The organism is Streptomyces sp. NPDC014995, from assembly GCF_043080745.1.
Classification (GTDB): Bacteria; Actinomycetota; Actinomycetes; order Streptomycetales; family Streptomycetaceae; genus Streptomyces.
Window position 1 is genome coordinate 86,720 of sequence record NZ_JBIBVX010000006.1, and the last position, 22,688, is coordinate 109,407.

Below are 22,688 nucleotides of genomic sequence, written 5' to 3' on the forward strand. Positions count from 1 at the left end.
GACCAGTAGGGGGAGCTTGGCTCAGACCAATAGGGCTGTCAAGGCGTTCGACGGGGCTCGAGTCGTCCGTTACGCGACCGCGATATGCAGGGACTTTTCAATTTCTGGGCGGTCATCGGGGCCTCACGCGCGGGGTGTACCACCGCCCCCCGGAACCGGTCTGGACTAGACCAACAAGGGTCCCGAAGGTATACAGAGGGGATCACGGATCGCGCGAGGTCACCCGCACGGGACACCCCGCCCACGAACCCGTGCCACGATGTGAGCCGCGGCCGACGGGTATGTCGGTCGCTTGGCACCCGCAGCCGGGAAGGCAGGCCATGAGCACCGACGTCAGCAGTGCGGAGAACGAGGGTGGGGCGACCGTCCGTACCGCGCGTGTGCCCAAGTACTACCGCCTGAAGAAGCACCTGCTCGACATGACGGAGACCCAGGCGCCCGGTACGCCGGTGCCGCCCGAGCGGACGCTGGCGGCGGAGTTCGACACCTCGCGCACGACCGTGCGCCAGGCCCTTCAGGAGCTGGTCGTCGAAGGCCGCCTGGAGCGCATCCAGGGCAAGGGCACGTTCGTCGCCAAGCCGAAGGTCTCCCAGGCGCTCCAGCTCACCTCGTACACCGAGGACATGCGCGCCCAGGGCCTCGAACCCACCTCACAGCTCCTGGACCTCGGCTACATCACCGCCGACGACACCCTCGCCGGCCTGCTCGACATCACCACCGGCGGGCGCGTGCTGCGCATCGAGCGGCTGCGCATGGCCAACGGCGAGCCCATGGCCATCGAGACCACCCACCTCTCCGCCAAGCGCTTCCCGGCCCTGCGCAGGTCACTGGTGAAGTACACCTCCCTCTACACCGCGCTCGCCGAGGTCTACGACGTCCACCTCGCCGAGGCCGAGGAGACCATCGAGACCTCGCTGGCCACTCCGCGTGAGGCCGGCCTGCTCGGCACCGACGTGGGCCTGCCGATGCTGATGCTGTCCCGGCACTCCCTGGACAAGGAGGGCAAGCCGGTGGAGTGGGTGCGGTCGGTCTACCGCGGCGACCGGTACAAGTTCGTGGCCAGGCTGAAGCGGCCGCGGGACTGAGTGCCCGGGGCGGCGCGCGGTGCGCGCGACTCCCGCTCCCGCTCCCCGTTCCTCCCGTCGCCGCACGGACGGGAGGATTCCCCCCGATGCGTAGCGCGAACGTCCGCGCCCCCACCGTCCGTACGCTCCGTCGCCCAGAGCAAAGACTGGGGACCGATATCCGGACGAGGTCTTCCGCTGGGCTTTATCCGTCACCTACATTTCGCCTGCGTCGCACACGTGATCAACGAGGGGACGGAGCGCCCGATGTCAGAAGCGCCTGAAGTGTCCGGAGGGCCGGTGGTGACGCCCGTACGCGTCGTCATCGGCCTCTGCCTGTTCGCGCCCTTCGTGGCGATGCTGTGGGTGGGCTCGTACGCGAAGGTGGAGCCGAAGTTCATCGGCATCCCGTTCTTCTACTGGTACCAGATGGCGTGGGTCCTGATCTCGACCGTTCTCACGATGGTCGCCTACACGCTGTGGCGGCGTGACCAGCGCGCCCGTTCCTCCGCGAAGGGCGGTGCGTCGCGGTGAACGACGGCGTGAACGGCGTGGCACTCGCCGTCTTCATCTTCTTCTTCCTGGCCGTCACGGTCATGGGCTTCCTGGCCGCGCGCTGGCGCAAGGCCGAGAACGAGCACAGCCTCGACGAATGGGGCCTGGGCGGCCGGTCGTTCGGCACCTGGATCACCTGGTTCCTGCTGGGCGGTGACCTGTACACGGCCTATACGTTCGTGGCGGTCCCGGCGGCGATCTACGCGGCCGGCGCGGCCGGCTTCTTCGCGGTGCCGTACACGATCCTGGTGTACCCGCTGATCTTCACCTTCCTGCCGCGCCTGTGGTCGGTCTCGCACAAGCACGGGTACGTGACGACCTCGGACTTCGTGCGCGGCCGCTTCGGTTCCAAGGGCCTGTCCCTGGCCGTGGCCCTCACCGGCATCCTGGCGACCATGCCGTACATCGCGCTCCAGCTCGTCGGCATCCAGGCGGTGCTGGACGTGATGGGCGTCGGCGGCGGCGAGAACACCAACTGGTTCGTCAAGGACCTGCCGCTGCTGATCGCCTTCGGTGTGCTGGCCGCGTACACGTACTCGTCGGGTCTGCGCGCCCCCGCACTGATCGCGTTCGTGAAGGACACGCTGATCTACATCGTGATCGCGGTGGCGATCATCTACATCCCGATCAAGCTGGGCGGGTTCGACGACATCTTCGCCAAGGCCGGAGACGCCTACGCGCAGGTCAACCCGGCGACGGACAAGCCGCGCGGCGCCCTGGTGCCGGCCGAGGCGGGCCAGTGGACGTACGCCACGCTGGCGTTCGGCTCCGCGCTGGCGCTCTTCATGTACCCGCACTCCATCACGGCGACCCTCTCCTCCAAGAGCCGTGAGGTGATCCGCCGCAACACCACCATCCTGCCGCTGTACTCCCTCATGCTCGGCCTGCTGGCCCTGCTGGGCTTCATGGCGATCGCGGCCGGTGTGAAGGTCACCAACGGGCAGCTGGCGATCCCGCAGCTGTTCGAGAACATGTTCCCGGCCTGGTTCGCGGGCGTGGCCTTCGCGGCGATCGGCATCGGTGCGCTGGTCCCGGCGGCGATCATGTCCATCGCGGCCGCGAACCTCTTCACCCGCAACATCTACAAGGACTTCATCAAGCCGGACGCGACGCCCAAGGAGGAGACCCGCGTCTCCAAGCTGGTCTCCCTGCTGGTGAAGGTGGGCGCCCTGGCCTTCGTCCTCACGATGGACAAGACGGTCGCCATCAACTTCCAGCTCCTGGGCGGCATCTGGATCCTGCAGACCTTCCCGGCCCTGGTCGGCGGCCTGTTCACGCGCTGGTTCCACCGCTGGGCGCTGCTCGCGGGCTGGGCGGTCGGCATGGTGTACGGCACGGTGGCCGCGTACGGCGTCGCCTCGCCCACCCAGAAGCACTTCGGCGGCTCGGCGAAGGAGATCCCCGGCATCGGCGAGATCGGCTACATCGGTCTGACGGCGTTCGTCCTGAACCTGGTCGTGACGGTCGTCCTGACCTTCGTCCTGAAGGCGCTGAAGGCCCCGGAGGGCATCGACGAGACGAGCCCGGAGGACTACACCGCGGACGCCGGCGACCCGGGCGTCCAGGTGGAACTGCCGCCGGCCACGGCGGGCACGAGCCACTGACGCCGGCCTGGTGACCTGAGCCGGAGACCAGCCCGACCCGCAGCGGGCCGCCGTCGAGCAGGACCGACGGCGGCCCGTTGTCGTCCACACTCGTCCCATGGACATCCTCATCCGGGAAGTGAAACCCACCGAACACGTCGTCCTCGGCGACATCACCGCCCGCGCCTACCTCGACGACGGCCTGCTCGACTTCGGCGAGAGCGACGGGTACCTGCACCACCTGAGAGACGTGGCCGGACGGGCCGCCGCAGCCGACGTCCTGGTCGCCGCGGAGGGGGACAGGATCCTCGGCGGCGTCACCTTCGTACCGTCCGGCGGCCCGATGGCCGACATCGCGGGCCCGGGCGAGGCCGAGATACGGATGCTCGCCGTCGCCCGCGAAACGCGCGGCCGGGGCGCCGGTGAGGCCCTGGTCCGGTTCTGCGTCGAACGGGCCCGGTCCACGCCCGGCTGCACGGCCGTCGTCCTGTCCACCCAGCGGACCATGCACGCGGCTCACCGCATCTACGAACGCCTGGGGTTCGTCCGCACACCCGAGCGGGACTGGAACCCCCTCCCGCACCTGGACGACATCACCCTGCTCACCTACAAGTTGACGCTGTGAAGCCACCGCGACACAACATCTGGGGGTAGCACGGCAGCCCGGCACAAGATGTATGCTCATGCTCGCTGTCGCCGCAGGGGAATCCGGTGCGAATCCGGAACTGTCCCGCAACGGTGTACTTGCGTGTTTCCGCACGCCTGTTCAGTCCGAGGACCTGCCGACAGTGCGCCCGGTCCGACCGTTCCGGGTGCCTGACGTCCGGGCCTCGTGGAGTGGGCCGGTGGACGCGACGCCGTGCGCGCTCGTGTGCTGCCCCCTGCCCTCCGCCAGGCCCCCGCCGAGCGAGGGAGAGCCCCCACGTGACCATCGCGCCAGCCGATCCGGCTTCAGCCGCACCGTCCACGACACCGGCCGGGGACGACGGTCCCGGAGCCGCGCTGTTGCGAACCCTGACCGAGCTGACCGCCGACCTCCCCGACGCCGACCCCGGCCGGGTCGCCGCCGCCGCCCTGCGCGGCCGGTCCGCGCGGGCGGACGAGACGGAGCTGCGCGAGCTGGCCACGGAGGCGGCCGCCGGCCTCATCTCCGAGGACCCCGCCTACTCCCGGCTGGCCGCCCGCCTGCTGACGATCGGCATCCGCGCCGAGGCCGCCTCCCAGGGCGTCACCTCCTTCACGGAGTCCGTCGCCGTCGGCCACCGCGAGGGCCTCATCGCGGATCGCACCGCCGAGTTCGTCCGGGTCCACGCGGCCCGCCTCGACGCCCTGGTCGACCCGCACGCCGACGACCGCTTCGGCTACTTCGGTCTGCGCACCCTCCACAGCCGCTACCTCCTGCGCCACCCGATCACCCGCAAGGTCGTCGAGACCCCCCAGCACTTCCTGCTGCGCGTCGCCGCCGGGCTCGCCGAGAACACGGTGTCCGATGCGGAGACGGGCGCCCGGTCCGTCGACGAGGTCGCCGCGCTCTACGGGCTCATGAGCCGCCTCGACTACCTCCCCTCCTCCCCCACGCTCTTCAACTCCGGCACCCGGCACCCCCAGATGTCGTCCTGCTACCTCCTCGACTCCCCCAAGGACGAGCTGGACTCCCTCTACGACCGCTACCACCAGGTCGCGCGCCTCTCGAAGCACGCCGGCGGCATCGGGCTCTCCTTCTCGCGCATCCGCTCCCGCGGCTCCCTCATCCGCGGCACCAACGGGCACTCCAACGGCATCGTCCCGTTCCTGAAGACCCTCGACGCCTCGGTCGCCGCCGTGAACCAGGGCGGGCGGCGCAAGGGCGCGGCCGCGGTCTACCTGGAGACCTGGCACTCCGACATCGAGGAGTTCCTGGAGCTGCGCGACAACACCGGTGAGGACGCCCGCCGGACGCACAACCTGAACCTCGCGCACTGGATCCCGGACGAGTTCATGCGCCGGGTCGACGCCGACGGCCCGTGGTCCCTCTTCTCCCCGGCCGACGTGCCCGAGCTGGTCGACCTGTGGGGCGAGGAGTTCGACGCGGCCTACCGCGGGGCCGAGGAGGCGGGCCTCGCGAAGAAGACCCTCCCGGCCCGCGAGCTGTACGGCCGTATGATGCGCACCCTCGCGCAGACCGGCAACGGCTGGATGACCTTCAAGGACGCCGCCAACCGCACGGCCAACCAGACGGCCGAGCCGGGTCACGTCATCCACTCCTCGAACCTCTGCACGGAGATCCTGGAGGTCACGGACGACGGGGAGACGGCGGTCTGCAACCTCGGCTCGGTCAACCTGGGCGCCTTCGTCGACCGGGCGGCCGGCGACCTCGACTGGGAACGGCTCGACGAGACCGTCCGTACCGCCGTGACCTTCCTCGACCGCGTCGTCGACATCAACTTCTACCCGACCGGGCAGGCGGGCCGCTCCAACGCCCGCTGGCGTCCCGTCGGCCTCGGCGCGATGGGCCTGCAGGACGTCTTCTTCCAGCTGCGGCTGCCCTTCGACTCGCCGGAGGCCAAGGCGCTCTCCACCCGTATCGCGGAGCGGATCATGCTCGCCGCCTACGAGGCCTCCGCCGACCTCGCCGAGCGCAGCGGCCCGCTGCCGGCCTGGGACAGGACCCGTACGGCCCGGGGCGTCCTGCACCCCGACCACTACGGCGTCGAGTTCACCTGGCCGGAGCGCTGGGCGGCCCTGCGCGAGCGCATCGCGGCCGTCGGCATGCGCAACTCCCTGCTCCTCGCCATCGCGCCGACCGCCACCATCGCGTCGATCGCCGGCGTGTACGAGTGCATCGAGCCGCAGGTGTCCAACCTGTTCAAGCGCGAGACGCTGTCCGGCGAGTTCCTCCAGGTCAACTCCTACCTGGTGCGGGACCTGAAGGCGCTGGGCGTCTGGGACGCGCGCACCCGTGAGGCGCTGCGCGACGCGAACGGCTCGGTGCAGGGCTTCACGTGGATCCCCGAGGACGTACGGGCCCTGTACCGCACCGCCTGGGAGATCCCGCAGCGCGGCCTGATCGACATGGCGGCGGCCCGCACCCCGTACCTGGACCAGGCGCAGTCCCTGAACCTGTTCCTGGAGACGCCGACCATCGGCAAGCTCTCCTCGATGTACGCGTACGCCTGGAAGTCGGGCCTGAAGACGACGTACTACCTGCGCTCGCGCCCGGCGACCCGCATCGCCCGCGCCGCCCAGGCCCAAGCCACCGTCCCCGCACAGCAGGTGACCTCCGAAGAGGCCGTCGCCTGCTCCCTGGAAAACCCCGAGTCCTGCGAGGCCTGCCAGTGATGACCAGCAACGCCAAGAACCTGCTCGACCCGGGCTTCGAGCTGACTCTACGCCCGATGCGCTACCCGGACTTCTACGAGCGCTACCGGGACGCCATCAAGAACACCTGGACCGTGGAGGAGGTCGACCTCCACTCGGACGTCGCCGACCTCGCGAAGCTGACGCCCGCCGAGCAGCACCTGATCGGCCGCCTGGTCGCGTTCTTCGCGACGGGCGACTCGATCGTCGCGAACAACCTGGTGCTGACGCTGTACAAGCACATCAACTCCCCCGAGGCCCGGCTCTACCTGAGCCGACAGCTCTTCGAGGAGGCCGTGCACGTCCAGTTCTACCTGACCCTGCTGGACACCTACCTGCCCGATCCGGAGGACCGCGCGGCCGCCTTCGCCGCGGTCGAGAACATCCCGTCCATCCGCGAGAAGGCCGAGTTCTGCTTCCGCTGGATGGACTCGGTGGAGAAGCTGGACCGGCTGGAGACCAGGGCCGACCGCCGCCGCTTCCTGCTCAACCTCATCTGCTTCGCCGCGTGCATCGAGGGCCTGTTCTTCTACGGTGCCTTCGCGTACGTCTACTGGTTCCGCAGCCGGGGTCTGCTGCACGGCCTGGCCACCGGCACCAACTGGGTGTTCCGCGACGAGACCATGCACATGAGCTTCGCGTTCGACGTGGTCGACACCGTCCGCAAGGAGGAGCCGGACCTCTTCGACGACCGGCTCCAGGAGCAGGTGACGGACATGCTGCGGGAGGCCGTCGAGGCCGAGCTGCAGTTCGCGCGCGACCTGTGCGGTGACGGCCTCCCGGGCATGAACACCGAGTCGATGCGGCAGTACCTGGAGTGCGTCGCCGACCAGCGCCTCACGCGCCTCGGCTTCGCCCCGGTGTACGGCTCGGAGAACCCGTTCTCCTTCATGGAGCTCCAGGGCGTTCAGGAACTGACCAACTTCTTCGAGCGCCGGCCGTCGGCGTACCAGGTCGCCGTGGAGGGCACGGTCGACCTGGACGAGGACTTCTGAGTCCCCGCCTCCCGCAGCTGACGGTCGATCCGGCGCTCGCGGGCCAGTCCCACGAGCGCCGGACCCGTGAGGAGGAGGAAGACGACCAGGACGGTGAGGTATGTGCCGAGTGCGTTCATGAGGTAAGCATCATGTTCCCGTGACGCTCATGACAGTGGCAGGACTGCCGTGCACCTTCAATTTCCTGCCACTTCCGGGCAGACTGGCGGCATGCTGAAGAACGTGGCCGTGATCCTCCTGGACGGCGTGCACCCCTTCGAACTCGGCGTGGTCTGCGAGGTGTTCGGCATCGACCGCAGCGACGAGGGGCTGCCGGTGTACGACTTCGCGGTCGCCTCGGCGGAGGGGCCGACCCTGACCGCCGCCGCGGGCTTCACGCTGCGCACGGAACACGGTCTGGAGCGGCTGGAGAGCGCCGACCTGATCGCCGTGCCGGCCGGGGACACGTACGCGGTGCGGGAGTACCCGCCCGAGCTGCTCGACGCGCTGTGCCGGGCCGTGGACCGGGGGACGCGGGTGCTCAGCGTGTGCTCCGGGGTGTTCGTGCTGGGCGCGGCGGGGCTGCTGGACGGGCGGCGCTGCGCGGTGCACTGGCGGCACGCGGAGCAGCTGGCCCGGCGGTACCCGCGCACGATCGTCGAGCCCGACGTGCTCTACGTCGACGACGATCCGGTGATCACCTCCGCCGGCACGGCCGCCGGCATCGACGCCTGTCTGCACCTCGTGCGCAAGGAGCAGGGACCCGAGGTCGCCAACCGGATCGCCCGGCGGATGGTCGTCCCGCCGCACCGGGACGGCGGTCAGGCCCAGTACATCGAGCGGCCGCTGCCCCGGTCGCAGTGCGACACCGTCGGCGAGGTGCTCGTGTGGATGGAGCAGCACCTCGACGAGGAGGTCACCGTCGAGCAGTTGGCCGCCCGCGCCCACATGTCCCCGCGCACCTTCGCCCGCCGTTTCCAGCAGGAGACCGGCACGACGCCGTACCGCTGGATCCTGCGCCAGCGTGTCCTGCTCGCCCAGCACCTGCTGGAGGCGACCGACGAGACGGTCGACGCGATCGCCTGGCGCACCGGCTTCGGCACGGCGGCCGCGCTGCGGCACCAGTTCGTGCGGGCGCTGGGCACCACCCCGAACGCCTACCGGCGTACGTTCCGGGGGCCGGAGGCCGCCTGAACGCACGCCGGAAGCGGACCTGTCACCGGGGCAGCGGTTTCAGCAGCAGCCGCTGTGGACGCAGGGTGATGCCCACCCGGGTCGCGTCGACGGAGCCGCCGACCTGCTCGAAGCGGAACGTGGTCGCGAGCGCCGCCGTGACCAGCGTGAGCAGAGCCATCGAGAAGTGGTCACTGGGGCATTTGCGGTTGCCCACGCTGAACGGCCGCATCGCGTACTTCGGGATGTCCTTCGAGCGTTCCGGATGCCACCGGTCCGGGTCGAACTCCAGGTGCCGTTCGTAGGAACGCGGATCGCGCTGGATCGCGTACGGGCTGTACACGATGTCGGCACCGGCCGGAATGCGATACCCGCCGAGTTCGGTGTCGGTGACCGCCCGCCGCGTCAATATCCATACGGCGGGAAGCAACCGCATGGCCTCCACGACGACGTTGTTGGTGTGCGTCAGCTTGCGTACGTCGTCGAATGCGACGGGCCGACCCCCGGTTACGGCCTCGACCTCGGCGCACACTTTGTCCGCGTGCTCCGGATGGTCGGCGAGGACCAGCAGCAGCGACATGATCGTGGACGCGATGGTTTCGCTGCCGGGAGTGAGTATCGCGACGACCTGGTCGTGGATCTCCTGTTCCCCGATGGGGTCGCCATTGTCGTCCTTCGCTTCCAGCAATGCCGTCAGCAAATCGTCCGGCCTTTGACCGGATGCCCGGCGTTCGGCGATGATCTCGTCGACCAGGAGATGCAAATCGGCCAGGGCACGGTTGAATACGCGGTTGGCCGGAAGCGGCAGCTTGTACAGCGGCCCGAGCGGCACCACCATGCGGTGGTACATACCTTGGAAGACGCTGGCGAGCGCGACGCACAGCCGCTCGGCGCGCTCGTCCATGTACTGGCCGCGCAGCAGGCAGCGAGCGGCGACGCGGACCGCGATGCGGAACGACTCCGAGGTGCAGTCGATGGTCTCGCCGTCCTTCCAGCGTTCGGCGAGCGCGTGGGTCTCCTCCTCCATGATCGGCCCGTAGGCCGGGATGGCGTCGAGCCGGAACGCGGGCTGGATGGTGCGGCGCTGGCGCCGGTGCAGCGGCCCGTTGGCGGTGGCCACGCCCTCCTTGCCGAGCAGGCCTTCCAGGGACTCCCACAGGGGTCCGGCGATGATGTAGTCGGGACTGAGGGCCAGCGCCCCGGTGAGGTCCGGGTCGGTGACGGCGTACACGGTCTTGGGGCCGAGCTTGATGCGGACGACGTTGCCGTGGTCGCGCAGTTGGGTCATGAAGGCCAGCGGATCCCGGGCGAGCCTCCAGCCGTGGCCGAGAAGCGGAACCCCGCCACCGGCCAGTGGCGGCTCACGCAGTTCCGGCGCCTCGGCCGTCGCGGGTTTCACCGACTCGACGGTCATTTCTCACCTGCCGTTTCGTTGTTGACGTACGGAGGGGTGGACCGGTCGTCCCAGCTGTCGACCATGTAGCGGCCCGACTCGTGGTGGAACCAGTAGACGGAGCTGAACCAGTTCCGCATGTTCGCGAGGCAGGCCCGTACGGCGGTGCTCAACTGCTTTCCGTGGACCGTCCCGTCGGCGAGCCCGTCGGCCAGCCGTAAGACGTCCTTCTCCGCGACCAGGAATTCGGATATGCATTCCTCGACGCGCCGCCGTACTTCCTCGACAGCTTCTTCCAGCGTCAGTCCCTCGTGGGTGATGAGACTGATTCCGAGATTGTGCACCTCGTCGCCCGCGATTTCCTTCGGAAGCGAGCAGAGGTCGTTGTACCAGGCGGCGAATTCCTGGCTCAGCAGGGCCGCGCGCCGATATGCCGGATGTTTCCGTACCGAGTCCGGGAGTTCCTGTCCCGCGCTCGGCTCCAGCAGGTCCGTCCAGATCCAGTGCGCGAAGGTGAGCCGACGCAGCGCGAGATATTCCTCGACGGTCGGGATCCGTCCTTCGACGCGGTTGCGGAATTCCCGGTCGTACGCCTCGATCACGGCGTGGAAGTGCCGGGCGAACCGCGCGTTCCACGTTCCGGGAAGGAAGGAGAACAGCCGGCCCACGCTGTCCGCGAGTCCGGAGACCAGTGGGTCCTCGTGGTGCAGGTGGGCCGTCGGCGCGTCCAGCGCCGCGTGCAAGCGGAACCTCAACTGCCGCCAGGCGACGGCCCGGCCGTGCACGACGTCACGGTCGTGCCGGTCGTCCCAGACGAAGAACCACGCACTGTAGTCGGCGATGGCCTGGAGCACCTCGTCGGGGGCGCCGAGGTAGTAACCCGCCATCAGGTCGGTGTAGCACAAGCCGTCGGCATATTCCGCGACCTTGTCCGCCGGCATGAGCCGTTTTTCCAGCAGCCACGAGCGCGTCTTCTCCTGCAACCGCGGCCAATACGGATGCAGTTGCCGGGGAAACGCCGCCTCGATGACCGGGAGTGCCAGCGAGGGTGGGACCGCGACCGCGGTCACCGTCGCTGTGGTGCGGTATGTGGTGCGGTATGTGGTGCTGTATGGGAAAGCTGGCACGAACAACCCCTCTCAGCCGCCAGTGACGTACGCCCCTCCCGCTGTGCCGGGCGTACGCCGTTGCATATCCCCGCACTTCCCATTCAGCACTACAACTGACCGTTCTGGGAACGGATTTGCTTAATTCACTACCCCAACCAACGGGGAGTCCGCGCTGTATGACTGATTATGGATCAGCAGATGCACATAAGCGGTCGAACGTGCGTCGGACACACGAACGACGCCTGGCCAGGGACGGTCCCGGCCAGGCGTCTTGTGAGAAGGGCGTGGTTCAGTCGTTGGCGACCACGGGATAGCGGGGCTCGTTCTCGGCCATCTGCCGCAGGGCGTCCTTGCGTTCGCGCTTGGAGAGACGGTCGATGTAGAGGTACCCGTACAGGTGATCGGTCTCGTGCTGCAAACACCGAGCGAAGTAGCCGGTGCCGCGCACCTTGATCGGGTTGCCCTTCTCGTCCTGACCGGTCACCTCGGCGTAGTCCGGCCGCGCGAGCGGCGCGTACGCGGTCGGCACCGACAGACAGCCCTCGTTGCTGTCGTCCAGCCGGCGCCGGTCCGCGGGCAGTTCCACGAGCTTGGGGTTGCAGACCACGCCGACGTGCCGTACGCCCTCGTCGTCGGGGCAGTCGTAGACGAAGACCTTCAGGTCGACGCCGATCTGGTTGGCGGCCAGGCCCACGCCCTCCGCGGTGCGCTGCGAGGCGAACATGTCCGCGACCAGCTGCTGGAGCTCCTCGCCGAACTCGGTGACGTCCTTGCACTCCTTGTGCAGCACCGGGTTGCCGACGACCGTGATGGGCCGCGAGGTCCCGGCCTCCCGCCAGGCCTGCTCGCGCTCCTCCGTCTCCTCGGTGTCGATGACGAAGCCCTCGTCGTCCACGGGGAGCACGCCCGCGTGCTGCTGATCGGTGTCCTGCTGCGCCATGACCGACGTACGCCTTCCTGCATGCATGGAGAAAACCTGCGAGTACAGCCTAAAGGGGCGCGACGAGTGGCCGTGGTCTCAGCAGACCTCTTCCAGGTCCCGCCAGTCCCGGGAATCCGGGCTGTCGGCGACCCACCCGTCCAGCAGCCCCCTCACCAGCGCGGCCGGGGCGGCCACCCCGCACTCCCGCTCCGGTACCCACAGCTGCCCGTCGGTGCGGTGACCGAGCGGCCCCGGGTGTCCCGGCTCGCTGTGGTCGTGCGGGTCGAGATGCTCGCCGTCCCCCTCGTCGGCCGGCATCCGCGACTCGGAGCACATCCGGCACAGCAGCCGTACGGACGACGACCAGTCCTCCGCGGCGAAGCCCGCGTCGGCGGCCAGCTGCTCCAGCGCGTCCCGGTCGGCCTCGGTGGCGGCCTCCAGCAGGACCACCCAGGTCGGTACCGGGGAGGGCGCCCACAGCTCGATCTCGTCGAAGACGGGGTACGCGTGCCCGGTCGAGGTGGTCCGCTCGCCGTGCGGCACCCCGTCGTGCAGCACGACCTCGCCCCAGCGCCGCCCGGAGGACGGCAGCGGGATCGACAGCACCTCTATCCGGGCGGGGTCCAGCCGCCGCCCCCACACCACCTCGGCCTCCCCCTCGGGGGACAGCCGGACGGCCGCGCTGCCCAGGTCCATGCCGAGGGGCTCGCCGGAGGCGGTGGCGCCGCCCGGCACGTACAGCCCGTAGGCCTGCCAGGCGCGGCGGGCCAGCGGCCAGTCCTGGAGGGCGGTGGCCGCGATGCCGACGTTCCACCAGTCGGGGGCGCCGGTCTCCCGGTCCAGCAGGGCGACCGCGCGGAGACCGGCGGTGCGGGCCTGCTCCCAGTCGTGCCGGAACTTGTGCAGCAGGGCGAGGTTGAACCAGGACTCCGAAAGCCAGGGCTCCAGATCGGCGGCACGTGTCAACAACGCGCCCGCGTCCTCGTACCGGCCGTCGCCGATCAGCGTGAACGCACGGTCGGTGGCCTGCCGCCAGGAGGCGGAGGGCCGGTGCCGTCCCTTGCCGAAGATCCTCACGATTCCCGCCTGCCAGTTCCGTGGTGTGGGCTGGCCAGTGCCCCCGGACACCCTCTCCCTCGCATCCAACCACGTGTGGCTGGAAGGTCGCTCATTACCCATGGGTTACCCACCGGCGGGGAGGGTCAGACAGCCGCCCACCCGTCATCCAGCACCACGTCCGGGACTCCCCCAGGCCTGAACACCGGGGCGGTACCCCCAGGGCGCCGCCCCCTTGATGCCGAGCACTCGGGCCAGCGCTTCCACCACCTCGGGCGCGTAGTCCCCGCCCGTGCCCAGCCGCAGCTGCTCCAGGGCGGTGAGCGGCCCGCCGGGGCCGGCGTCGCGCACCTTCTCCTCGTAGGCGTTGACCACCCGCACGATCCGGGCGGCCACCGGCTGCTCCGGGTAGGGGTCGGCCTGCCGTTCCACGACCGTCGCCACCTGGGCGCTCGCCCCGGTCTGCCGGACGACGGCGCCGCCGAGCAGCGCGATCCGGCGCTGCTCGGCGACCGGCAGCCCGGCCGTGGCTCCGGCCGGGACCGGATCGACGAGGCTGAGCTGCCCGATGTCGTGCATCAGGGCCGCGTACTCCAGGACGGTCAGCTCGGGCTCCGTCAAACCCAGGTCCCGGCCCACCGCCTGGCTGAGGGCGGCGACCCGGCGGGCGTGCCCGGCCGGGGTGTACCCGGCGATCTCGGTGGCACGGGCGAGGGAGGCGATGGTCTGCCGGTAGGTGGCGCGGACGGCGGCGTACCGGCGCAGGGAGTACTGGGTGAGCAGCAGCGGCACCGAGAACACGGGCAGCGCCCACAGCCCGGCCACGGCCACCGCGAGCGCCATCACCGCGCCCGTCGCGCACACGGCCGATCCGATCCCGGGCACCGACCGCAGCTCGTCGCGGAGCAGCGGGGCGAACGGCCAGCAGGTGCGGGAGTGCGCGAGCGCGGCGGCGACCACGGCGTCGCACAGCACGGTGAGGACGAGCAGCGCGATCAGCAGCAGCGCGTACGCGGGGCCGCTCCAGCGGTCGAACACCGCGTGGTTGTAGAGGGGCTGGAAGCACACGGCGGTGAAGCCGACGGCCAGGACCCGCCGGACCAGGTGGTCCAGGACGGGCCCCTGCCCGCGCGCGAAGCGGGGCACGCTGCCGAGCAGGGAGGCGGCGACCACCACCGAGACGACCTGCGCGACCCCGTGATGCGTGGCGTGCCCGGCGTGCTCCCCGAGCAGCGCGTACGACAGCGACCCGGCGGCTCCCAGCGGCGCGGCCTCGCGCGGCCCGGGCTCGCCCGTGGGAGTCCCCCCGCTCGAGCGCCGGCAGTGGGGGAGGGACAGCTCGCCGACGGCGATCAGCACGCCGAAGGCGAGGGCGACCGGCCGCTCCTCGACGCCCGTGCGGAGGGTGACCAGGAGGGAGACGGCGACGAGGACGGCGGCGCAGGCGTGCAGGGCGATCAGGGGGCGGCGGGAGGTCATCGGCGTGCTCCGGGCCGGTCGGCGGCCGGGGACGGGGACGGCACCGTGGGCCGGGTCTCGTCGGCGGTCACCACCGGATGCCATCCGTCCCGCGCGATCACCCGGACCAGCGCGGTCACCATCCGGGGGTCGAACTGGGCTCCCGCGCACCGCTGGAGTTCCGCCAGGGCCACCTCCACCGGGCGGGCCCTGCTGTAGGAACGCGTGGAGGTCATCGCGTCGAAAGCGTCCGCGACCGCCACGACCCGCGCGCACTCCGGGATCTGACTGCCCACCAGCCCGTAGGGGTAGCCGCTGCCGTCGACCCGCTCGTGGTGGTGGAGGATCGCCGAGCGGGCCTCGCCGAGGAAGGAGATGCCCCGGGTGATCTCGTGCCCGTACTCCGGGTGCAGTTCGATCACGCGCCGTTCCTCGGGCGTCAGCGGCCCGTCCTTGCGCAGCAGCCGGGTGGGCACGCCGAGCTTGCCGACGTCGTGCAGGATCCCGGCGAAGCGCAGGACCTCGACCCGTCCCTCGTCCATGCCCAGCTCGCGCGCGATCATCATGGAGGCCTGTCCGACCCGCTCGCTGTGCCCGCGCGTGTAGCCGTCCTTGATGTCGACGGCCTGCACCAGTGCGCGGATGGTGGCCTGGTGGGCGGCCCGCTCGCGGTGGTACTGCGCGAACACCCACCAGGACACGGCCATCGGGAAGAGCACGAGCAGCGCGGCGACCGGTCCGTAGGGGCTGCGCCACAGCACGGCCATCATCAGCCCGGCCAGCCCGTGCACCCCTACGGGGGCGAGCGTCCGCAGGAACAGCCCGCGCCAGCTCCGGCGCAGCGGCAGCCCCTCGGCCAGCGCGAGGATCACGCCGTCGAGCGCGGCGAGCACCAGGCAGAACACCAGCACGGCGGCGCCGGCCGGCAGGAGGACGTAGGGGAAGTCGGAGGCCTCGACGGCGGCCCGGGCGTCCAGCGCCCCGTGCACGTGGGAGACGGCCCACACGCCGATGACCAGGTGGGCGGCGCGGCAGATCCGCCGCAGCAGGAAGGGCCGCTGCTCGACGACGGAGAACAGCGCGCCGGGCAGCGGGACGAGCGCGGCGGCGTACGGCGGCAGCAGGAAGGCCCCGGCGAGCAGGACGGGGTAGAAGGTGCCGGCGAAGCGGCGCCGGGCGACCTGCTCCCCGCCGGCGTACAGCGCGGCGAGCAGCAGGACCGCCCACCAGGACGCGCGGACCGGCGGCAGGGGGAGCAGACAGAGCAGCGCACCGAGTGCGACACAGACGACGTACGCACGCGCCCGAGCCGGGACTGCCTCCATGTCGCCTCCCCCGACCACGCCTGCTTCCGGCTCCGGAGCCTAGGGTGGCGGGGGGTGGCACTGCGGGCGTATCACCCGCGGATTAGCACATTCGGGTGACGGCGGCTCTCGACTCGGGGAGTGTCAGGACTCCTGAGGAGTGGCCGTCACGTCGTGCTCGGGCACGGCCTGTCCGGAGCGGATCAGGTCGATCCGGCCCATGACCTTGGAGCGCAGGTCGGTCGGCACGTCGTCATGGCCGCAGCACCGTTTGACCAGCTTCTTCACGGCCTCTTCGAGCCCGTACTTCTCCAGGCAGGGCGAGCACTCCCTGAAGTGCTGCTTGAACTTGTCGCGATCGACGTCCGGCATCTCACTGTCGAGGAACTCGTAGAGATGGTCGAGGACCTCACCGCAGTCCGTCTCGTGCGGCTCTCCGCAGCTCATGAGCCCGAGCCTTTCGCTTCGTTCGACTCTCCGGCGCCGGCCGGGACCAGCCCGCGCTCACGGGCGTAGTCCTCGAGCATGCCGCGCAGTTGACGGCGGCCCCGGTGCAGCCGGGACATCACCGTACCGATGGGTGTCCCCATGATGTCCGCGATCTCCTTGTACGCAAAGCCCTCGACATCGGCGAGGTACACGGCGATGCGGAATTCCTCGGGGATGGCCTGAAGCGCTTCCTTCACGTCCGAGTCGGGAAGGTGGTCCAGAGCCTGGGACTCGGCCGAGCGCAGACCGGTCGACATGTGCGACTCGGCGCGCGCCAGCTGCCAGTCCTCGATCTCCTCGGCCGCGCTGCGCTGGGGTTCGCGCTGCTTCTTGCGGTACGAGTTGATGAAGGTGTTGGTGAGGATCCGGTACAGCCAGGCCTTCAGGTTGGTGCCCTCGCGGAACTGGTGGAAGGACGCGTACGCCTTGGCGTACGTCTCCTGCACCAGGTCCTCGGCGTCCGCCGGATTGCGCGTCATGCGCAGGGCGGCCGAGTACATCTGGTCGAGGAACTCGAGCGCGTCCCGCTCGAAGCGCGCACTGCGCTCGGCGGTCGACTCGTCGCTCGCCCCGACGCCCACGCCCTGGCCCTCGGGCAGCTCCGCCTGGCCGTTGTCGGTCCCTGCGTCGGTACCGGTGACCGGACCCACCTCCTCAAGATCGTGGGCGGGACCGAGACCGGCCCCACTCGAATCGGAGGATAGACGACCGGCGGACTGGGCGGCATGCCGACCAGTGCCTGCCGCCGCTCCGAAAGGAGTGGTCCTGGCCATGTGCAGCACCGTCCAGTCCAGGCCCGTGCGGCTCGGGCAAATGGTCGAACCCATGCGGCGGACTTCCTCTCCCATGACATCGGTGCTGCGTGTCCAGCACTTCCGTCGGTCTCAACAGCGGCCCGCCCCGCAACATTCCCCGCGCTTCACCCGTGCCCGATCCGGCCCGGGCCGAGCGAGCCGACCCACCCGACGACTCCCGCGGTGATGATCTCCAGCGCCTGTTCCTGGCTGATCTGCGCCCGCTTGCCGACGGCGAAGCCATGGTCGCCGTACGGCACCTCGACCATGTCGAAGTCGCCCTCGGGAAACTCCTCCGGCTTCCCGAAGGGGTCGTTGCCCCCCTGGACGACCAGCGTGGGCACGCCGGCGCCGAGCAGTTCCCCAGCGCGGGACTTCTCGGGCTTGCCCGGCGGGTGGAGCGGGAAGCCGAGCGCGAGGACGGCGTGGGCGCCGAGCTCGGTGGCGGTACGGCAGGCCACGCGCGCTCCCGCGCTGCGTCCGCCCGAGATCACCGGCACCCCGGGCCGGGCGACGGCCGGCCAGATCCCGCGCCAGCCGACGTCGAGGGTCTTCGGCGCGGGCGCCACCTTCCTGCCGGCCACCCGCCAGGGCTGTTCGACGAGGGCCACGGTCACGCCGTGCCCGGGGAGGACGGCGGCCAGGGCCTGGAGGTCGCGTGCCTCGACGCCGCCCCCGGCGCCGTGGCTCACCGCCAGCAGCAGCCGCGCCTCGCGGGCCCTGTGCCAGGTGATTCGGGCGTCGCCGGCGTCCGTGGGCACGGTCTCGGTCGTCACAGTCACATCAGTCACAGCCACATCAGAAGAGTGTGCCCTCCTCGGGCCCGTCCAGCTCCTTCAGCAGCTCCGGTCCGTTGTTGCGGACGTTGCTGACGGCCGTGGTGACGGGGTAGGCGCGCAGGAGACCGGCCGGCGGGGGTTCGAGCAGTGAGCGCAGGTCGCCGACGTCCGTGCACGCCGGGTCCAGCCAGGCGTCCCAGCGGTCGGGGGTGAGCATCAGGGGCATCCGGGGGTGGATGTCGGCCAGGGAGTGCGGGCCGTCGGCGGGGGTCACGGCCAGCGGGGTCCGCTCGGCCTCCGTGGTGATGACCGAGCAGGTCACCCACCAGGCCTGCGGGTGGCCGTCGGGCAGGGTCCGGTCCCGCCAGAACTCGTACAGCCCGGCCATCGCGAAGACCGACCCGTCGGCCGGCAGCACGAAATAGGGCTGTTTGCGGGGCCGCTTCTTCCTGCCCTCGACCTCCAGGTCCCGCTCCTGCCTGCCGGTGACCCACTCGTAGTAGCCGTCGGCGGGCAGGATGCAGCGCCGGGAGGCGAAGGCGCGGCGGAACGACGGCTTCTCGTGCACGGTCTCCGCGCGCGCGTTGATCATGCGGGCGCCGCCCTCGGGCGACTTGGCCCAGGAGGGGACCAGACCCCACTTCAGCTTCCGCAGCTGGCGGACCGGGCGCCCCGTGGCGGAGGAACCGGTGGGCGCGGTGTCCACGTCCTTCAGGGGACGGTCGAGGACCGCGTAGACCTCCTTCGTCGGGGCCACGTTGTAGTCGGGCTCCAGGGTCTCCTCGGGCTCCCACTTGTCGATCTCAAAGGTTCCTGCGAGATCCTCGGGCCTGCGACTCGCTGCATACCGTCCGCACATACGTGCCACACTGCCAGGCCCACCCGTCACCCGACCACCGAACCCCGACAACGGCGCCCCGCGCCGACCCGGACCAGAGGAGCCACCAAGGACCATGGACAGCACCGCCGCCACCGCGCTGCCCGACCTGTGGGACCGGCTTCTCGGCACCCAGCCCGACCCCGACCTGTGGGTGGTGCTCGCCACCCTGGTCGCCGCGCTCGCCATAGTCGTCCCCCACACCCTGTGGCGCGTCTCGCGCAACGCCATCACCATCGCCCACGAGGGCGGCCACGGCCTGGTCGCGCTGGTGACGGGCCGCACGCTCACCGGCATACGCCTGCACTCCGACACCAGCGGCCTGACCGTCAGCCGCGGCAAGCCGCACGGCCTCGGCATGATCCTCACCGCGGCCGCCGGCTACACCGCTCCCCCGCTGCTGGGCCTGGGCGGCGCCGCGCTGCTCGGCGCCGGCCGCATCACGCTGCTGCTGTGGCTGGCGACGGCCCTGCTGGTGGTGATGCTGGTGATGATCCGCAACGCGTACGGGGCACTGACCGTGGTCCTGACGGGCGGCACGTTCCTGCTGGTGTCCTGGCTGACCGGCCCGCAGGTGCAGGCGGCGTTCGCGTACGCGGTGGTGTGGTTCCTGCTGCTGGGGGGCGTGCGCCCGGCGTTCGAGTTGCAGGCGAAGCGGTCACAGGGCGGCGCCGGGGACTCGGACGCGGACCAGCTGTCGCGGCTGACGCACGCGCCGGCCGTGCTGTGGCTGTTCCTCTTCCACGCGGTGAGCCTGTGCTCCCTGATCGGCGGGGGAAGGTGGCTGCTGGAGGTCTGACCGGACCCCGCCGGAGGGCCCCGGGCGGGGCGCGGGGCGGTGTCGGTGTGCGGCGGCGCCGCGGGGCACGACCACCCACGACGGCGCCGCGTCCGGACGACGGCCGCCAACCACGGCGCTGCACCCGGACGACGGCCGCAGACTAAAGTGGGCGCATGCCCGAAACCCCCGCCCACACCGCCCTCTGGCCCGCCCCGCACGCGAGCGGAGCCGTCGACGCGACGGTCCACGTGCCGGGGTCCAAGTCGGTCACCAACCGCGCCCTCGTCCTCGCCGCCCTGGCCTCCGAGCCCGGCTGGCTGCGCCGTCCGCTCCGCTCCCGCGACACCCTGCTGATGGCCGACGCCCTGCGCGCGATGGGCGTGGGCATCGAGGAGACGGTGTCGTCCAGCTCCTCCGTCGCGGGCGGTCCCGACAGCACCGGCGAGGCCTGGCGGGTGCTGCCGGCGGGCTTCCGCGGTCCGGCCACGGTCGACGTCGGCAACGCGGGCACCGTGATGCGGTTCCTGCCGCCGGTGGCCGCGCTCGCCGACGGCCCGGTCCGCTTCGACGGCGATCCCCGTTCGTACGAGCGCCCCCTGAACGGCGTCATCGACGCGCTGCGGGTCCTCGGCGCCCGGATCGACGACGACGGCCGGGGCGCGCTGCCGCTGACGGTGCACGGCGGGGGCGCGCTGGACGGCGGCCCGGTGGAGATCGACGCCTCCTCGTCGTCCCAGTTCGTCTCGGCGCTGCTGCTGTCCGGCCCGCGCTTCAACCAGGGCGTCGAGGTCCGCCACACCGGCTCGACGCTCCCCTCCCTGCCGCACATCCGGATGACGGTGGACATGCTGCGCGCGGTCGGCGCCCAGGTGGACACCCCGGAGTCGGGCGGCGAGCCGAACGTCTGGCGGGTCACGCCGGGTGCCCTGCTCGGCCGGGACCTGACGATCGAGCCGGACCTGTCCAACGCCCAGCCCTTCCTGGCGGCGGCGCTGGTCACCGGCGGCAGGGTCGTCATCCCCGACTGGCCGGCCCGCACCACCCAACCGGGCGACCGGCTGCGGGAGATCTTCACCGAGATGGGCGGTTCCTGCCGGCTGACCGAGTACGGCCTGGTGTTCACCGGTTCGGGCTCGGTCCACGGCATCGATGTCGACCTCGGCGACGTCGGTGAGCTGACCCCGGGCATCGCCGCGGTCGCCGCCCTCGCGGACTCCCCGTCCACCCTGCGGGGCGTGGCGCATCTGCGGCTGCACGAGACGGACCGGCTGGCCGCGCTCACCAAGGAGATCAACGAACTCGGCGGAGACGTGACGGAGACGGCCGACGGGCTGCACATCCGCCCGCGCCCGCTGCACGGCGGGACCTTCCACACGTACGACGACCACCGCATGGCCACGGCCGGCGCGGTCATCGGTCTGGCGGTGGAGGGCGTGCGGATCGAGAACGTGGCGACGACGGCGAAGACCCTGCCGGACTTCCCGGAGCTGTGGACCGGGATGCTCGGGGCCTGAGGACTTCCGCCATGCGCCGCTACGGCAAGCACACCGACGAGGACGACATCCGCTCCCGCCCGAACCGCAAGGGCAACCGGCCGCGGACGAACATCCGGCCCAAGCACGAGGACGCCGCCGAGGGCTTGGTCCTCACCGTCGACCGCGGGCGTCTGACGTGTCTCGTCGACGACCGGATCGTGATGGCGATGAAGGCCCGCGAGCTGGGCCGCAAGGCGGCCATCGTGGGCGACCGGGTCGCCCTGGTCGGCGATCTGTCCGGCAAGAAGGACTCACTCGCGCGCATCGTCCGCATCGCGGAGCGCACCTCGGTGCTGCGCCGCACCGCGGACGACGACGACCCGTACGAGCGGGTGGTGGTCGCCAACGCCGACCAGCTGGCGATCGTCACGGCCCTGGCCGACCCCGAGCCCCGCCCCCGTCTGATCGACCGCTGCCTGGTGGCGGCCTACGACGGCGGCCTGGAACCCCTGCTGGTCATGACGAAGTCGGACCTGGCCCCGCCGGACAAGCTGCTGGAGCTGTACGGCCACCTCGACATCCCGTACGTCGTCACCAGCCGTGAGGAACTGGAGCACGGCGAGGCGGCGGACCGGGTGCGCGCGTATCTGACCGGACGGATCACGGCGTTCGTCGGCCACTCGGGCGTCGGCAAGACGACCCTGGTCAACGCGCTGGTCCCGGAGGAGCGGCGCCGTCTGACGGGCCATGTGAACGCGGTGACCGGCCGCGGCCGCCACACCACGACGTCGGCCCTCGCGCTGCCCCTGGCGGGTACGGACGACTGGGTGATCGACACCCCGGGCGTACGGTCCTTCGGGCTCCACCACGTCGACCCGTCCCGGGTGATCCACGCCTTCCCCGATCTGGAACCGGGCACGGTGGGCTGCCCCCGCGCGTGCAGCCACGACGAGCCGGACTGCGCGCTGGACGCGTGGGTGGCCGAGGGCCACGCGGATCCGGCGCGGCTGTACTCCCTGCGCCGGCTGCTGTCCACGCGGGAGCGCAAGGAAGGCGACTGACCTCCGCGTGTTTGTCGGTACGTGAGTCCGGTAAGGGCATACTCGCACCGAGCCGCACAACGGGAGGACAGCACATGGCGTGGCTGCTGGTCATCGTCGCGGGACTGCTCGAGACCGGCTTCGCCGTCTGCCTGAAGCTCTCGCACGGGTTCACCCGGCTGTGGCCGACGATCGCCTTCTGCGTGTTCGCCCTCGGCAGCTTCGGCCTGCTGACCCTCTCCCTCAAGAAGCTCGACGTGGGCCCGGCGTACGCCGTGTGGACGGGCATCGGCGCGGCGGGCACCGCGATCTACGGAATGGTCTTCCTGGACGACCTGGTGTCGGTCCTGAAGATCGTCTCGATCAGCCTGGTGATCATCGGGGTGATCGGGTTGCAGTTGTCGGGGTCGGCGCACTAGGGGCTGTCGTCAAACTCCCGCCTGCGGGCGACGACGCGAGTTTGACGACAGCCCCTACGGCCGCGCGCCGGGGCGGCCCTCCAGGCGTCGGCGCGGCAGGGGCCGGT

General features: G+C 70.8%; 21 protein-coding genes and 1 riboswitch. Of the genes, 11 read left to right on the top strand and 10 right to left on the bottom strand.

The features are described 5' to 3' along the window. The first annotated feature begins 320 nt into the window (after positions 1–320). From ACF1A1_RS14050 to ACF1A1_RS14080, 7 genes are all read left to right on the top strand, one after another. Positions 321–1,085 carry a GntR family transcriptional regulator gene (locus tag ACF1A1_RS14050; protein ID WP_391999754.1) on the top strand — a complete coding sequence of 255 codons (765 nt, stop codon included), beginning with the start codon at positions 321–323 and terminating at the stop codon, positions 1,083–1,085. A 246-nt stretch (positions 1,086–1,331) separates the two neighbouring features. Next, on the top strand, positions 1,332–1,598 hold the full coding sequence (locus ACF1A1_RS14055) for a DUF3311 domain-containing protein (RefSeq protein WP_391999756.1): 267 nt from the start codon (positions 1,332–1,334) through the stop codon (positions 1,596–1,598). Then, complete coding sequence (gene mctP / locus ACF1A1_RS14060) at positions 1,595–3,223, top strand: monocarboxylate uptake permease MctP (RefSeq protein WP_391999758.1); 1,629 nt, start codon at positions 1,595–1,597, stop codon at positions 3,221–3,223. The genes ACF1A1_RS14055 and mctP overlap by 4 nt, the downstream gene beginning before the upstream one ends. 97 nt (positions 3,224–3,320) lie before the next feature. Next, complete coding sequence (locus tag ACF1A1_RS14065; RefSeq protein ID WP_391999760.1) at positions 3,321–3,827, top strand: GNAT family N-acetyltransferase; 507 nt, start codon at positions 3,321–3,323, stop codon at positions 3,825–3,827. A 17-nt stretch (positions 3,828–3,844) separates the two neighbouring features. Next, a riboswitch (cobalamin riboswitch) is annotated at positions 3,845–4,004 on the top strand. A 122-nt stretch (positions 4,005–4,126) separates the two neighbouring features. After that, a complete protein-coding gene (locus ACF1A1_RS14070; protein ID WP_391999762.1) occupies positions 4,127–6,520 on the top strand; it encodes a ribonucleoside-diphosphate reductase subunit alpha in 2,394 nt (797 codons plus the stop codon). Continuing rightward, a complete protein-coding gene (locus tag ACF1A1_RS14075) occupies positions 6,520–7,533 on the top strand; it encodes a ribonucleotide-diphosphate reductase subunit beta (protein ID WP_391999764.1) in 1,014 nt (337 codons plus the stop codon). The genes ACF1A1_RS14070 and ACF1A1_RS14075 overlap by 1 nt, the downstream gene beginning before the upstream one ends. Positions 7,534–7,743: 210 nt before the next feature. After that, positions 7,744–8,706 carry a GlxA family transcriptional regulator gene (locus tag ACF1A1_RS14080; RefSeq protein WP_391999766.1) on the top strand — a complete coding sequence of 321 codons (963 nt, stop codon included), beginning with the start codon at positions 7,744–7,746 and terminating at the stop codon, positions 8,704–8,706. A 22-nt stretch (positions 8,707–8,728) separates the two neighbouring features. Here the strand turns inward: ACF1A1_RS14080 and ACF1A1_RS14085 are convergent, their stop codons facing one another. The 10 genes from ACF1A1_RS14085 to ACF1A1_RS14130 form a co-directional block, all read right to left on the bottom strand. Then, entirely contained in the window at positions 8,729–10,099 is a 1,371-nt protein-coding gene (locus tag ACF1A1_RS14085; protein WP_391999768.1) for a cytochrome P450, read from the bottom strand. Beyond that, positions 10,096–11,205, bottom strand: coding sequence for an epi-isozizaene synthase (gene cyc1 / locus ACF1A1_RS14090; RefSeq protein WP_391999769.1), 1,110 nt, complete (start codon positions 11,203–11,205; stop codon positions 10,096–10,098). Before cyc1 ends, ACF1A1_RS14085 begins: the two co-directional genes overlap by 4 nt. Before the next feature lie 271 nt (positions 11,206–11,476). Next, positions 11,477–12,127 carry a peptide deformylase gene (def, locus tag ACF1A1_RS14095; RefSeq protein ID WP_365466180.1) on the bottom strand — a complete coding sequence of 217 codons (651 nt, stop codon included), beginning with the start codon at positions 12,125–12,127 and terminating at the stop codon, positions 11,477–11,479. A 78-nt stretch (positions 12,128–12,205) separates the two neighbouring features. Further along, positions 12,206–13,186, bottom strand: coding sequence for a tetratricopeptide repeat protein (locus ACF1A1_RS14100; protein WP_391999771.1), 981 nt, complete (start codon positions 13,184–13,186; stop codon positions 12,206–12,208). Positions 13,187–13,330: 144 nt separating this feature from the next. After that, positions 13,331–14,644, bottom strand: coding sequence for an HD-GYP domain-containing protein (locus ACF1A1_RS14105; RefSeq protein WP_391999773.1), 1,314 nt, complete (start codon positions 14,642–14,644; stop codon positions 13,331–13,333). Further along, positions 14,641–15,948 carry an HD-GYP domain-containing protein gene (locus ACF1A1_RS14110; protein WP_391999774.1) on the bottom strand — a complete coding sequence of 436 codons (1,308 nt, stop codon included), beginning with the start codon at positions 15,946–15,948 and terminating at the stop codon, positions 14,641–14,643. The genes ACF1A1_RS14105 and ACF1A1_RS14110 overlap by 4 nt, the downstream gene beginning before the upstream one ends. Positions 15,949–16,071: 123 nt before the next feature. Then, on the bottom strand, positions 16,072–16,374 hold the full coding sequence (gene rsrA / locus ACF1A1_RS14115; RefSeq protein ID WP_391999776.1) for a mycothiol system anti-sigma-R factor: 303 nt from the start codon (positions 16,372–16,374) through the stop codon (positions 16,072–16,074). Then, positions 16,371–17,066 (bottom strand): RNA polymerase sigma factor SigR, encoded by a 696-nt coding sequence (gene sigR, locus ACF1A1_RS14120; protein ID WP_391999778.1) that lies wholly within the window; start codon positions 17,064–17,066, stop codon positions 16,371–16,373. Before sigR ends, rsrA begins: the two co-directional genes overlap by 4 nt. Before the next feature lie 269 nt (positions 17,067–17,335). Then, positions 17,336–18,001 (bottom strand): alpha/beta family hydrolase, encoded by a 666-nt coding sequence (locus tag ACF1A1_RS14125; RefSeq protein WP_391999779.1) that lies wholly within the window; start codon positions 17,999–18,001, stop codon positions 17,336–17,338. A 7-nt stretch (positions 18,002–18,008) separates the two neighbouring features. Next, complete coding sequence (locus tag ACF1A1_RS14130) at positions 18,009–18,848, bottom strand: SOS response-associated peptidase (RefSeq protein ID WP_391999781.1); 840 nt, start codon at positions 18,846–18,848, stop codon at positions 18,009–18,011. Between the two features lie 94 nt (positions 18,849–18,942). On the opposite strand from ACF1A1_RS14130, the gene ACF1A1_RS14135 reads away from it, so the two are divergent. From ACF1A1_RS14135 to ACF1A1_RS14150, 4 genes are all read left to right on the top strand, one after another. Continuing rightward, positions 18,943–19,665: a M50 family metallopeptidase gene (locus ACF1A1_RS14135; protein ID WP_391999782.1), complete on the top strand. Its 723-nt coding sequence runs from the start codon at positions 18,943–18,945 to the stop codon at positions 19,663–19,665. Between the two features lie 155 nt (positions 19,666–19,820). Further along, positions 19,821–21,161 carry a 3-phosphoshikimate 1-carboxyvinyltransferase gene (gene aroA / locus ACF1A1_RS14140; protein ID WP_391999784.1) on the top strand — a complete coding sequence of 447 codons (1,341 nt, stop codon included), beginning with the start codon at positions 19,821–19,823 and terminating at the stop codon, positions 21,159–21,161. 11 nt (positions 21,162–21,172) lie between these two features. Further along, positions 21,173–22,183 (top strand): ribosome small subunit-dependent GTPase A, encoded by a 1,011-nt coding sequence (gene rsgA, locus ACF1A1_RS14145; protein WP_391999785.1) that lies wholly within the window; start codon positions 21,173–21,175, stop codon positions 22,181–22,183. A 74-nt stretch (positions 22,184–22,257) separates the two neighbouring features. Continuing rightward, positions 22,258–22,581 carry a DMT family transporter gene (locus tag ACF1A1_RS14150; protein ID WP_391999787.1) on the top strand — a complete coding sequence of 108 codons (324 nt, stop codon included), beginning with the start codon at positions 22,258–22,260 and terminating at the stop codon, positions 22,579–22,581. The last annotated feature ends 107 nt before the right edge of the window (positions 22,582–22,688 follow it).